Below are 12,360 nucleotides of genomic sequence, written 5' to 3'. Positions count from 1 at the left end.
ATTTTTGCTACCTCTAAAATATGCTTAGAGTAACAAGGAAATGAAAGTTAAAAAAAGAAGAAATAAAAAGAATGTAAAACCGCACGTTAAACGTTTACATAACTACTACCAACGTACTGGTTTTTACATGTTTATTTGGGAAAGTTTAAAAAAAGCTTTTTGGCCAATAGTGGGAGCTATTGTAGGTTTATTTATTTTTAATAAATACGTTTATAATATTAACGATGGCTTACAGGCAATGACCGAAACTTTTTCTAGACTAGGTGTGTTGACTGTTTTCTTTATTTCTGAAACCATATTAGGGTTAATACCGCCTGAAATTTTTATAGCTTGGTCTAAAAAAACTGCCAACCCTGTTTTAAATTTATCAATTTTAGCTACTTTATCGTATTTAGGTGGCTTAACTGCTTATTTTATTGGTAGAGCTTCTTTAAAAATTGACTCTGTTAAAAATTATTTAGAAGTAAAAATGGCTAAAAACCTTAAAAACACCAGTAAATGGGGTGGTTTTTTAATTTTAGTTGGTGCTTTATTGCCATTACCCTTTGCTATTAGCTGTTTAACAGCTGGTATGATAAAATACCCTTTTAAAAATGTAGTATTGGTTGGTTCTTTTCGTTTTATACGTTTTGCAATTTATGCTTGGGCTATCTTTTCGGTAGTAAACTAAAACATTAATATTAAAAAAATTATGGGATTAAACAATAACGATATTTTTAAAAAATTAAGGGTAGCACACAAATTAAGAGATACTGATATTATTGACATTTGTGCTTTGGTTGATTTTAAAGTTTCAAAAAGCGAATTAGGAGCTATTTTTAGAAAAGAAGATCATCCTAAATACATGGAGTGTGGTGATCAGTTTTTACGTAATTTTTTAAATGGATTAATTATTCATTTACGAGGACCAATGCCTCCTAAAAAATAATATATACTATTAACAGCTTCACCTATATTTTATAAATAAGTTTAGCCCAGATTGAAGTATTTGTTTGAGCTCTTTTTTGAGAAACGAAAAAAAAGCGAGTACTGAAAGCTGGAAATAGCTTCAAAAAACAAAAAAAGAGAACTAAATAATTTTAGTTCTCTTTTTTTATTTTTATTCTAAAAACTTTGTTTTATTAGAATGGTAAATCATCTGGTTCGTTTGCAGATAAATCTGGAGCTGGTTGAAATTGATCAACTGGCGGAGTGTTTTGAGCTGCTTGTGATAAGTTTTCAATTCTCCATCCTTGAACAGAGTTAAAATATTTTGCAACACCTTCTGGGTTAATCCACTCTCTACCTCTTAAATTAATAGACACTTTTACATCCTGACCAACTGCATAGTTATTTAAAACATCACATTTATCTTGCACAAATTCGATCATAATCATTTGTGGATATTGCTCATCGGTAGTTACAACCATTTCACGTTTTCTAAATCCGCTAGCACCAAATGTTTGTGTTTCGTTTATTAATTTAATCTTCCCTATTACTTCCATATTCTTAACTATTTAATTAAAAGCACTTTCCAAGCACTTTCGACATCATTACTCTTTAAGTATTCTTGTGCAAATGTATGTTTTTTTTCAGTTGAAAGCGAAACATATTTTGGGTGTTCTTTTGCAAAGTTATTAACAGCGTCTTCACTTGGCAGCTGCTCTACATTACCTAACATTCCTAAATTATTACCTGTTAAAACAGGGCTATTTCTAATTTCAGTCGGAATTTGATCTACTCCAATACCTAAAGTTGAAATTGGTTTTGGTATCTCAAAAAAACCATCTCTTGCTCTTGAATAATAACTTCCTCCTGCCCTAGCTACTAAATCTATTTTGTGCTGATCGATACTGCCATCTTCTGCCAAAACATTTTCGTTAATATGTAATTTTACTACTTCGCAAACTATTAAGTTTCCTGCACCTCCTTCGGTTCCTGTATAAATAACATCAGTTACTTTACATTCAAATTGCACAGGTGATTCTGCTACTCTAAAAGGCGCTACTTTATCAGAAGCTAACATTGTAAAACCTGCTTTTTCAAATTCATTAACTCCTTTCGGGTACATGGTACTGCTTAACGACATTTGTTGTACAATGTCATAATTTACTACATTAATAACCACTTCTTTAGTTTCTTCTGCATTATCTAACGTATGTTTTGTTTTATTTCCTCTTACACTTCGTGCAGGTGAGAAGATTAACATGGGCGGATTGGCTCCAAAAACGTTAAAAAAACTAAATGGCGATAAATTCGGATTTCCATCCTTATCAATAGTACTTGCAAAAGCAATGGGTCTTGGCGCTATGGCACCTAATAAATAACCGTGTAATTTTGGTACTGGTAATTCTTTAGGATCTAGTGATAACATATTTTATTTTTTATTGTAAAGATACTACGCTTTTACAAATTAAGTTATTGTATAGAATAGTTTATATTTGACTAATGACTTTTTTTAAAAATACGTACTGGATAAAACGAATTACCGTTTTTGTTTCACTATTAATTGTTCCTTTTATTTTATGGAATACTTATGTTTTTTTTCAAAAATTTAAAGAAGAAGAAAGAGGTAAAATTAAAATTTTTGCGGCTGCTTTTAAAGAACTCGCCTCTAATCCAGATTTAAATGAAAACACCAACTTAATTAATAAGGTGTATGAAACTATTGAAAACATTCCTACAATTCTTGTAAATGAAGATGAAACTATTAATTTACATAGAAATTTAGACAGTATTAAGTCTAAAAACCCTAAATACCTTCAAGAACAATTAGCTATAATGAAAGGGCAAAATGAGCCTATTATTATTGAATATTTTGGAATTACCCAACATCTTTATTACCGAAACTCTGATTTATTATACAAGCTTAAATATTATCCACTCGCTTTATTACTAATTTTAGGGCTCTTTGTTACCATTGTATATATGGTGTATAAATCGAGTAAAGTTGCGGAACAGAACAAACTTTGGACAGGTATGGCCAAAGAAACTGCACATCAAATAGGTACGCCGTTATCATCTTTATTAGGTTGGATTGCTATTTTAAGAACCGAAAATGTAAATGAAGATTATATTGTTGAAATTGAAAAGGATGTTGATCGATTAAGTACCATTGCAAATCGGTTTTCTAAAATTGGCTCGTTACCAAAATTAAAAAGCTACAATATTGTTACTGAAACAGAAACCGCCTTTAATTATTTAAAAACTAGAAGCTCTAAACAAATATTTTTTTCTTTTTCTTCGGATAAAAAAGTTATCACAGCTTTATTAAATATTGAATTGTATGGTTGGGTTATTGAAAACTTAATTAAAAATGCCATTGATGCTATGCAAGGGAAAGGGAGCATTTCATTGGTTATTAAAGAAACCACTAGGTTTGTTAAAATTATAGTTACTGATTCTGGTAAAGGAATGGCTAAATCGCAGTTTAAACAAATATTTAAACCTGGATACACAACTAAAAAACGTGGTTGGGGTTTAGGTTTATCACTTTCTAAACGTATTATTGAAGATTATCATAACGGAAAAATACACGTTTTAAAATCTGAAATAAACAAAGGAACTACTTTCGAAATCCTCTTAAAAAAAAGTTTAAAGTAACTCCGTCTAACAACAATGTGATTCTGAAATAGATTCAGAATGACACACTGATGTTTCGTTTATTTTTCTTTGTGATTATGCCTTATTGACCAACCAAAAGCAAAACTTGCTATTGTCCAAATTACCAAACTTATCAATGTTTTTTTTAACGTAATTTCTTCTCCATCAAAATAAGGCCAAACAAAAGTCATTATAACAAACATAAACGTTCCCCAACTTAATCCTGCTTTCTGCCACTTTTTTAGCTTCATCGTTTTATTTAAAATTAGAAGCTATGTTTTTAGCCAAATCTACAAATTCATCATTGGTTAATTTTACTTTTTCAATAAACTGAATATCTGCCATTGTGTTTAACGGAATTAAATGCACATGCACATGTGGTACTTCTAAACCAATTACACTCATACCTACGCGTTTACAAGGAATTGTTTTTTCAATCGCTTTTGCTACGCGATATGAAAAAGACATTAATCCGTTATACTCTTCTTTTGATAAATCGAAAAGCTTATTTTCTTCTCTTTTAGGCACTACTAAAGTATGTCCTTTTGTATTCGGATTTACATCTAAAAAGGCTATAAAATTTTCATCTTCTGCTACTTTGTATGATGGAATTTCTCCTACTATTATTTTGGTAAAAATACTTGCCATAATTTTTTATTCTTTTAGTAAAACTATAAATATCTATTTTAATTCGAAACTCAATATCAGTACGCCATTCTACATTCATTTGTCAATCTTATATAACAAACAGCAAATCATGATGAGAATCTGAAACGAGTTCAGGTTGATGTATCAAACAATTAAGACTTATCAATCAAAAATAAAAAAAGCGCTGCAAATGCAACGCTTTTATCTATAAATATTTTAAACAAAAATTATCTTGAAATTTCCATAATTTCAAATTTCATAATTCCGTTAGGCACTTTAATCTCTGCTATTTCACCAACCTTTTTTCCTAATAATCCTTTTCCGATAGGCGAATTAACTGATAATTTACCATTTCTAACGTCGGTTTCAGAATCAGCAACTAAAGTATAGGTAAACTCCATACCATTGGTTGTATTTTTTAACTTTACGATAGAATGAATTAACACTTTAGAGGTATCTAACTGACTTTCATCAATAATACGTGCGTTTGCAACTACGTTTTTAAGTTTTGCTATTTTAGTTTCTAATAACGATTGCTCCTCTTTTGCTGCATGATACTCTGCATTTTCACTTAAATCTCCTTTATCTATAGCATCACCAATTTCTTGAGAAACCCTTGGTCTTTCAGTATGCTCTAAGTGTGATAACTCGTCTTTTAATTTTTTTAATCCTTCGGCACTATAATATGATACTTTACTCATAACTTTTAAACTTTAAAAAATCTCACACCGATAGGAATGAGATTGTGTAACAAATGTACAAAATATTTGTAAATTCGTAGCGTTAGTTTAATAACCCTGTTTTAAAATAATGAAAAAACTTATATCTATATTTTGCTTTATAATCACTTTAAGTTGTAGTGATAACATACCTACTAATAACTGTTTTAGAGGAGTTAGTATAAATGCTATTTTAGATTTAACTTTGCCTGAATTTCAAGAATTAAACATTCCTAATGGAGAGGCTCAAACCATAATTCAAGGACGAAATGTTTATATTTTTAGAGTAGGAAACAGTTATAAAGCTTTTGATAGACAATGTCCTGAGTCTAATTGTAATTCATTAATGACTTTTGATGGCGTGCAAATTAAATGTCCATGTGATGATAAAAAATATAATTACTTAGCAAACGGAGCTCCGATTAACAATGAAGGATGCCATGCTTTAATGTATTTTGTTACAAAAATTAGCAACACACAATTAAGAATATCTCGTTAATTATATAATTCTATTATTTAGATTCTTATTTTTGCGATAACAACAACACACTAAAATATTTATCTTGAAAAATTATTTTTCTTCTGATTTTAAATTGGGCGTTCTCGGTGGCGGACAATTAGGTAGAATGTTACTTACCGAAACACAAAAACTAGACATTTATACGGTTATTTTAGATAACAATGCTCAAGCTCCTTGCGCACAAGTTTGCAACGAATTTCATCAAGGAGATTTGTTTGATTTTGATACTGTTTACAATTTTGGTAAAAAAGTAGATGTATTAACTATTGAAATTGAAAATGTAAACATTGATGCTTTAGATAAACTAGAAGCCGAAGGGTTAACAATTTACCCAAAGCCAGCCAATTTACGAGTAATTCAAAACAAGGCACGTCAAAAATTATTTTATAGAGACCAGCAAATTCCTACTGCCGATTTTTCTCATTATGCTTTTTTAGAAGAATTAAAACATTCATACGAAAACAACATTATTGAATTCCCTTTTGTATGGAAAGCTGCGCAATTTGGCTATGATGGTAATGGCGTAAAAGTGGTTCGTAATTATGATGATTTACAATCCTTACCAGAAGGAGAATGTATTGCAGAAAAATTAGTTCCGTTTAAAAATGAATTAGCAGTAATTGTTGCTAGAAATTCTGATGGAGCAATAAAAACCTATCCTGTTGTTGAAATGGAATTTCATCCAGAGGCAAATCAGGTTGAATATGTAATTTGTCCTGCAAGAATTGATACTACTGTAGCAAAAAAAGCTAGAGAAGTTGCTTTAGATGTTGCCAGTAAATTAGATTTTGTTGGATTATTAGCTGTTGAAATGTTTCAAACAGAAGATGATGCTATTTTAGTAAACGAAGTAGCGCCAAGAACACATAACTCTGGACATTATTCAATCGAAGCAAGTTATACTAGTCAGTTTGAACAACATGTTCGTAGTATTTTAAATCTTCCGTTAGGAAATACCGAAAGTAAAGTTGCCGGAATTATGGTAAACCTTGTAGGTGAAGAAGGTTATACAGGCGATGTTGTTTATGAAAACATGCACAAAATTTTAAAAATTGATGGAGTAACCCCACATATTTACGGAAAAAAAACAACCAAACCTTTCCGAAAAATGGGACACGTAACAATCGTTAATAAAGATATAAATGAGGCGCGAAAAATAGCGCAACAAGTAAAAGAAACAATTAGAGTAATAGCTAAATAATTATTCGTCAAGCTGAATTTATTTCAGCTTCTCAACCAAACTCATGAGGTTCTGAAAAAAAGTTCAGAACCTCATTTAAAAAACATAAATTATGGTAGGAATTATAATGGGAAGCGATTCAGATCTTCCAATAATGCAAGAAGCAATCGATATTTTAGAAAGTTTTGATATTCAAATAGAAGTTGATATTGTATCTGCTCACAGAACACCTGAAAAATTAGTTGACTATTCTAAAAACGCACACACACGCGGGATAAAAGTTATTATTGCTGGTGCTGGTGGAGCTGCGCATTTACCAGGAATGGTAGCAAGTATGAGTCCGTTGCCTGTAATTGGAGTTCCTGTAAAAAGTAGAAACTCAATTGATGGATGGGATTCTGTTTTATCAATTTTACAAATGCCTGGTGGCGTTCCTGTTGCAACTGTTGCGTTAGATGGTGCAAAAAATGCAGGGATTTTAGCAGCTCAAATTATTGGTGCTTCTGATAAATGTGTTTTAGACAAAATTATTGCCTACAAAGAAGGTTTAAAACTTAAAGTTGAAAAAGCTTCGGAACGCGTAAAAAAATAGATTATTATAAATAAACCTCACAGGTTTTTCAAACCTGTGAGGTTTGAAAAAAGAATAAATGAATCCACTTTTACAAGATTTTAATACACCTCCTTTTTCTAAAATTACAAATGCAGACTATAAACCTGCTATTGAAGAAGCAATAAAAATAGCAAAAACAGAAATTGCTGCCATTGTAAATAATACTGATGCTGCTACTTTTGATAATACCACAGTAGCTTTAGATTTTACAGGTGAAAAGCTGAATAAAATAACTTCTATTTTTTTCAATCTAAATTCTGCCGAAACCAATGATGAAATTCAGAAAATAGCACAAGAGGTTTCTCCTTGGCTAAGTGAATTCAGAAATGATATTACGTTAAATGAAGCTTTATTTAAAAGAGTTAAAACTGTTTTTGATGCTAAAGACAGTTTAGACTTATCTTCTGAAGAAAAAATGTTGCTAGACAAACAATACAAAAGTTTTGCTAGAAACGGCGCTAATTTAAATAAAACTGACAAAGTAGAATTACGCACAATTGATGCTGAATTATCTAAGCTATCATTAAAATTTGGAGAAAATGTATTGGCTGAAACCAATGCTTTTGAAATGCATTTAACTGATGAAAATGATTTATCAGGTTTACCTGAAAGTGTAAAAGAGGCTGCTAAAGAGGTTGCAAAATCAAAAGAAAAAAAAGGTTGGGTTTTCACTTTAGACTATCCAAGTTACATTCCTTTTATGACCTATGCTGACAATAGAGAATTGCGTAAAAAATTAGCCATTGTAGCTGGTAAAAAAGCATTTCAAGATAATGACTTTAACAACGAAGATGTTGTTTTAAATATTGTAAAACTTCGTCATAAAAGAGCCAATTTACTAGGTTATAAAACACATGCACATTTTGTTTTAGAAGAACGAATGGCAGAAACACCTGAAAAAGTGTTATCTTTTTCAAACGATTTATTAGCCAAAGCAAAACCTGCCGCAAAACGTGAATTTGATAATTTAGCTGCTTACGCTAAAAAATTAGATGGTATAACGCAACTTGAAAAATGGGACGGCGCTTATTATTCAGAAAAATTAAAGAAAGAATTATTTTCTTTAGACCAAGAATTACTAAAACCTTATTTTAAATTAGAAAACGTAATTGATGGTGTTTTTGAAATTGCTAATCGTTTATTCGACTTACAGTTTGAAGAAATAAATTCGATAGATAAATACCACGAAGATGTAAAAACATACAATGTAACTGATGCAAACGGAAATTTCATTTCTCATTTTTATGCTGATTTTCATCCAAGGCCAGGAAAAAGAAATGGTGCATGGATGACGAGTTATAAATCGCAACAAATTAAAAATGGTGTTAATGAACGTCCGCAAGTTTCTATCGTTTGTAATTTTACAAAACCAACCGAAACAAAGCCTTCTTTACTAACTTTTAATGAAGTTACAACCTTGTTTCATGAATTTGGACATGCATTACATGGTATGTTAGCAAACACCACTTACAACAGCTTATCAGGAACATCAGTTTCTTGGGATTTTGTAGAACTTCCTAGTCAGGTTTTAGAAAACTGGTGTTACGAAAAGGAAGCTTTAGAGTTGTTTGCAAAACATTATGAAACTGGAGAAACGATTCCGATGGAATATGTTGAAAAAATAAAAGAGTCAGCTAGTTTTCATGAAGGTATGCAAACGCTTCGTCAGTTAAGCTTTGGATTATTAGATATGAGTTGGCACTCCCAAAACCCATCAGAAATTAAATCTGTTAAAGATTTTGAAACCGCTGCGTTTTCTGAAACAAAACTATATCCTGATGTTGCTGAAAACTGTATGAGTACGGCTTTCTCTCATATTTTTCAAGGAGGATATTCTGCCGGATATTATTCTTATAAATGGGCGGAAGTTTTAGATGCTGATGCTTTTGAGTATTTTTTAGAAGAAGGAATCTTTAATAAACAAGTTGCGGATAAATTTAAAGATAATATTTTATCAAAAGGAGGCACCGAAAAACCAATGGAATTATATAAACGCTTTAGAGGCAAAGAACCTAAACCTGATGCACTTTTAAAACGTGCTGGGTTACTATAAAAGCTACAAAAACCTTTCGAAATTTCGAAAGGTTTTTTCTTTAAAAAACACTAAAATAATATTCTTATCATTTTTTTAAACTTTTAACACAATAACCTATTTATAATGATTATTAATAATTTATATTTGCATTTCTTTTCTATAAAAAAAGATAAATGACCATAAAAAACAATAGCATTGCAAGTAGAATCACCGCCATATTTTTGGTGTTGCTTATTATGCTTCCTGCTATTGTTAAAGCTACTCATGAGCATAAAGATGAAAGTCATCATCATTGTAAAGAAAAATTAACACACTTACATGAATCTGTAAATGATCATTGTGATATTTGTTATTTTTCTTTTGCTGCTTTTAACTTAGCTTCAAAAAAGTTTGCACAAACTAAAACTTTTAAAATTAATAAGAACGTAATTGAAAGTTACAATTTAATTGCTACTGTTTCTTACTTTTCATCACTTAAAAGACTAAGAGCTCCTCCTGTGAACTCTTAATTATTTTTATTCTCTTTTTATTTAATACCAACAGCTATTTATTACCTACAAATTAGTGTATAGATGGTTTTGTATTATCTATTTAATTGAATTTAAGTAACTCACTAATTTAATCTGTATTATCCTCAAATATTATAATTATTTGATCATAATACTACATCCACTTATTTTTTACTATAATGACAAAACTAAGCTTAAGTGCTTTATTTTGTGTATTGTTTCATGCTTTTATCTTTAGCCAAAACACTAATAGTGTAACGGTAAAAGTAATTGATGAGGCAACACAAATAGAGCTGCCCAATGCCCATGTAAGTATTGGCTTAAAACACGCGTACACCAATTTAAAAGGAAACAGTTACTTTCAAGGAATTAACTCTAAAAAACAACTACTAAGTGTTACGCACGTAGGATATATTACCCATAAAAAACTGGTAACATTCCCTCTTAAAAACTCGGTAATATCAATAGCTCTTAAACAAGATATTTCGTTGCTTAACGAAGTTACGATTGCACATAGTACAAAAAAAGTATTTCATAAAAGCTCAAGCAATAAGCAAAAAATTGGCAAACTGTTTTTAGAACAAAATAGAGACAATAGCTTAATGCAAACGTTAAAAGATATACCAGGTGTAAGTACAATTGCCATTGGGTCTGGGCAATCTAAACCTACAATAAGAGGGCTCGGTTTTAACAGAGTGGTGGTTGTTGAAAACGGAATTAAACACGAGGCGCAACAATGGGGAGCAGATCATGGTTTAGAAATTGATCAATACAACGTTGAAAACATTGAAGTAACAAAAGGAGCTGCTTCTTTAATGCATGGCTCTGATGCAATTGCAGGTGTTATTAGTTTAAAAAATAATTTACTCCCAGATGTTAATTCTTTTTCTGGAGAACTAAACCTAACTAACAGGAGTAATAATGATTTATACGGAATATCATTAGGCGTAAAACAACGTTATAAACATTGGTATTATAAAGCAAGAATTACGCATGAAGAATATGGTGATTATAAGGTGCCTACTCGTACAATAACGTATGATAATTACATTTTTAACCTACATAAAAACTATTTACGAAATACAGCAGGACGTAATCATAATAGTAGTGTTTCTTTAGGTTACACTTCTGATAAAATAAATACAATCACTACTTTTAGTAATGTAAATGCTAAAAATGGTTTTTTTGCAAACGCACATGGATTAGAGGTAAGAACTTCGAAAATTAATTACGATGCAAACAATAGAGATATTGATTTACCACTACATAAAGTTAATCACTTTAAAATAACAAATAACACCAGTTTTCTTTTTGCTAACAATACTTTAGATATTGAACTTGGTTATCAAATAAATGACAGAGAAGAACATTCAGAGCCTGTGCCACATGGTTATATGCCAAAACCAGATTCAACCAAAGAGCGTTTATTTAACAAAAACACTTACAGTTTTAATATAAAAAATAATCATTATGGTTTTAAAAACCATAAAATTACAACAGGACTTAATTTCGAATATCAAGACAATGACATTGATGGCTGGGGATTTCTGATTCCTGAATACACAAGACTAACTGTTGGCGCCTTTTTATATGATCAAATAAAAATTAATACTAATTTATACCTAGATACTGGAATACGTTATGATTATGGGGTTGTAAAAACACAACCATATTATGAATGGTTTACATCTCCTGTTACTGATAATAACGGAAACATTACACAACAACAATTACAGCGATCAGAAAAAAGGAATTTAAATTTTAAAAACTTTAGTGCTTCTGCTGGATTAAGTTATTCGGTAAAAAATACTTCTTACAAAATAAACTTTGGTAAAAGTTTTAGAATTCCTTTAGCTAATGAGCTTGCTTCAAACGGAGTTAATTATCACATGTATCGCTATGAAGAAGGTAACACCAATTTACAACCTGAAAGCTCTTATCAAGTTGATGGAGAATTTAGTTTAAACTTTAAGAATAGTTTTATCCAAATTACTCCCTTTGCTAATTACTTTGACAATTATATTTACTTAAGCCCTACATCTGAATATTACGAAACACTTCAAAAATATCAATATACACAGAGCGAGGTTTTTAGATATGGAGGCGAAATTAGCCTAGAATACACACCGATTAAAACCTTCACTTTTAAAGGATCTTTAGAGTATGTTAAGGCAACACAATTAAGCGGTAAAAAGAAAAACTTTACCCTACCGTTTTCACCACCTTTAACCGGAATACTATCACTTAAATACAATTTAAATCGTTTCTTCTTTTTAAAAGACACCTCGTTTTTCTCGAAAGTAAGAATTGTTTCGGATCAAGACAATATAGTTCCACCAGAAAAACCAACCAAAGGCTACACGCTTGTAGATATAGGTTTACACACAAATACATTTCCTTTTTCAAAAAAACATCCTTTAAAAATTCAAGGAAAAATAAATAACATTTTTAATACTAAAGCTTTTAATCACACAAGTTTTTACCGGTTGATTGAGGTCCCTGAACCTGGTAGAAATTTTTCAATAACCATTATACAAACATTTTAAACAATCAT

The 12,360-nt window shown here is 30.6% G+C and carries 14 protein-coding genes; 9 read left to right on the top strand and 5 right to left on the bottom strand.

Annotated elements, in window-relative coordinates; translation table 11 throughout:
• The first annotated feature begins 40 nt into the window (after window positions 1–40).
• The gene (locus tag Q4586_RS08600) at window positions 41–670 is read left to right on the top strand and encodes a YqaA family protein (RefSeq protein ID WP_068703221.1); all 630 of its coding nucleotides are present in this window, start codon (window positions 41–43) and stop codon (window positions 668–670) included.
• A gap of 21 nt (window positions 671–691) precedes the next feature.
• Entirely contained in the window at window positions 692–928 is a 237-nt protein-coding gene (locus Q4586_RS08595) for a DUF1456 family protein (RefSeq protein ID WP_068703219.1), read from the top strand.
• A 193-nt stretch (window positions 929–1,121) separates the two neighbouring features.
• Here the strand turns inward: Q4586_RS08595 and Q4586_RS08590 are convergent, their stop codons facing one another.
• Together Q4586_RS08590 and Q4586_RS08585 are read right to left on the bottom strand one after the other, a co-directional pair.
• Complete coding sequence (locus Q4586_RS08590; RefSeq protein WP_068703218.1) at window positions 1,122–1,484, bottom strand: DUF3127 domain-containing protein; 363 nt, start codon at window positions 1,482–1,484, stop codon at window positions 1,122–1,124.
• Between the two features lie 8 nt (window positions 1,485–1,492).
• On the bottom strand, window positions 1,493–2,353 hold the full coding sequence (locus Q4586_RS08585; RefSeq protein ID WP_303528377.1) for a flavin reductase family protein: 861 nt from the start codon (window positions 2,351–2,353) through the stop codon (window positions 1,493–1,495).
• A gap of 74 nt (window positions 2,354–2,427) precedes the next feature.
• On the opposite strand from Q4586_RS08585, the gene Q4586_RS08580 reads away from it, so the two are divergent.
• The gene (locus Q4586_RS08580; RefSeq protein ID WP_303528375.1) at window positions 2,428–3,582 is read left to right on the top strand and encodes a sensor histidine kinase; all 1,155 of its coding nucleotides are present in this window, start codon (window positions 2,428–2,430) and stop codon (window positions 3,580–3,582) included.
• Window positions 3,583–3,641: 59 nt separating this feature from the next.
• On the opposite strand, the gene Q4586_RS08575 is transcribed toward Q4586_RS08580, so the two are convergent.
• The 3 genes from Q4586_RS08575 to greA all read right to left on the bottom strand — a co-directional run bounded on the left by Q4586_RS08575 (window position 3,642) and on the right by greA (window position 4,931).
• Window positions 3,642–3,833, bottom strand: coding sequence for a hypothetical protein (locus Q4586_RS08575; RefSeq protein ID WP_303528373.1), 192 nt, complete (start codon window positions 3,831–3,833; stop codon window positions 3,642–3,644).
• A gap of 4 nt (window positions 3,834–3,837) precedes the next feature.
• Window positions 3,838–4,230, bottom strand: a complete 393-nt coding sequence (locus tag Q4586_RS08570; protein ID WP_303528371.1) for an HIT family protein — start codon at window positions 4,228–4,230, stop codon at window positions 3,838–3,840.
• A gap of 227 nt (window positions 4,231–4,457) precedes the next feature.
• A complete protein-coding gene (gene greA, locus Q4586_RS08565) occupies window positions 4,458–4,931 on the bottom strand; it encodes a transcription elongation factor GreA (protein ID WP_068703209.1) in 474 nt (157 codons plus the stop codon).
• Between the two features lie 109 nt (window positions 4,932–5,040).
• On the opposite strand from greA, the gene Q4586_RS08560 reads away from it, so the two are divergent.
• The 6 genes from Q4586_RS08560 to Q4586_RS08535 all read left to right on the top strand — a co-directional run bounded on the left by Q4586_RS08560 (window position 5,041) and on the right by Q4586_RS08535 (window position 12,352).
• Window positions 5,041–5,448, top strand: a complete 408-nt coding sequence (locus tag Q4586_RS08560) for a Rieske (2Fe-2S) protein (RefSeq protein WP_303528368.1) — start codon at window positions 5,041–5,043, stop codon at window positions 5,446–5,448.
• Window positions 5,449–5,512: 64 nt separating this feature from the next.
• Window positions 5,513–6,670 (top strand): 5-(carboxyamino)imidazole ribonucleotide synthase, encoded by a 1,158-nt coding sequence (locus Q4586_RS08555; protein ID WP_303528365.1) that lies wholly within the window; start codon window positions 5,513–5,515, stop codon window positions 6,668–6,670.
• Window positions 6,671–6,761: 91 nt separating this feature from the next.
• Entirely contained in the window at window positions 6,762–7,241 is a 480-nt protein-coding gene (gene purE, locus Q4586_RS08550; protein ID WP_303528363.1) for a 5-(carboxyamino)imidazole ribonucleotide mutase, read from the top strand.
• A 58-nt stretch (window positions 7,242–7,299) separates the two neighbouring features.
• Entirely contained in the window at window positions 7,300–9,315 is a 2,016-nt protein-coding gene (locus Q4586_RS08545; protein WP_303528362.1) for a M3 family metallopeptidase, read from the top strand.
• A gap of 155 nt (window positions 9,316–9,470) precedes the next feature.
• Window positions 9,471–9,806 (top strand): hypothetical protein, encoded by a 336-nt coding sequence (locus tag Q4586_RS08540; protein ID WP_068703199.1) that lies wholly within the window; start codon window positions 9,471–9,473, stop codon window positions 9,804–9,806.
• Between the two features lie 179 nt (window positions 9,807–9,985).
• On the top strand, window positions 9,986–12,352 hold the full coding sequence (locus Q4586_RS08535) for a TonB-dependent receptor (protein WP_303528360.1): 2,367 nt from the start codon (window positions 9,986–9,988) through the stop codon (window positions 12,350–12,352).
• The last annotated feature ends 8 nt before the right edge of the window (window positions 12,353–12,360 follow it).

The sequence above is a fragment of the Tenacibaculum soleae genome (assembly GCF_030549005.1).
Taxonomy (GTDB): Bacteria; Bacteroidota; Bacteroidia; order Flavobacteriales; family Flavobacteriaceae; genus Polaribacter; species Polaribacter soleae.
The sequence above is the reverse complement of the archived record's forward strand: the minus strand, read 5'-3'. Positions and strand labels throughout refer to the sequence as shown.

What these genes read in the sequence shown, in the direction of transcription:
- Q4586_RS08600 (WP_068703221.1), top strand. Translation starts at nt 41, where the DNA reads ATGAAAGTTAAAAAAAGAAGAAATAAAAAGAATGTAAAACCGCACGTT.
- Q4586_RS08595 (WP_068703219.1), top strand. Translation starts at nt 692, where the DNA reads ATGGGATTAAACAATAACGATATTTTTAAAAAATTAAGGGTAGCACAC.
- Q4586_RS08590 (WP_068703218.1), bottom strand. Translation starts at nt 1,484, where the DNA reads ATGGAAGTAATAGGGAAGATTAAATTAATAAACGAAACACAAACATTT.
- Q4586_RS08585 (WP_303528377.1), bottom strand. Translation starts at nt 2,353, where the DNA reads ATGTTATCACTAGATCCTAAAGAATTACCAGTACCAAAATTACACGGT.
- Q4586_RS08580 (WP_303528375.1), top strand. Translation starts at nt 2,428, where the DNA reads ATGACTTTTTTTAAAAATACGTACTGGATAAAACGAATTACCGTTTTT.
- Q4586_RS08575 (WP_303528373.1), bottom strand. Translation starts at nt 3,833, where the DNA reads ATGAAGCTAAAAAAGTGGCAGAAAGCAGGATTAAGTTGGGGAACGTTT.
- Q4586_RS08570 (WP_303528371.1), bottom strand. Translation starts at nt 4,230, where the DNA reads ATGGCAAGTATTTTTACCAAAATAATAGTAGGAGAAATTCCATCATAC.
- greA (WP_068703209.1), bottom strand. Translation starts at nt 4,931, where the DNA reads ATGAGTAAAGTATCATATTATAGTGCCGAAGGATTAAAAAAATTAAAA.
- Q4586_RS08560 (WP_303528368.1), top strand. Translation starts at nt 5,041, where the DNA reads ATGAAAAAACTTATATCTATATTTTGCTTTATAATCACTTTAAGTTGT.
- purE (WP_303528363.1), top strand. Translation starts at nt 6,762, where the DNA reads ATGGTAGGAATTATAATGGGAAGCGATTCAGATCTTCCAATAATGCAA.
- Q4586_RS08545 (WP_303528362.1), top strand. Translation starts at nt 7,300, where the DNA reads ATGAATCCACTTTTACAAGATTTTAATACACCTCCTTTTTCTAAAATT.
- Q4586_RS08540 (WP_068703199.1), top strand. Translation starts at nt 9,471, where the DNA reads ATGACCATAAAAAACAATAGCATTGCAAGTAGAATCACCGCCATATTT.
- Q4586_RS08535 (WP_303528360.1), top strand. Translation starts at nt 9,986, where the DNA reads ATGACAAAACTAAGCTTAAGTGCTTTATTTTGTGTATTGTTTCATGCT.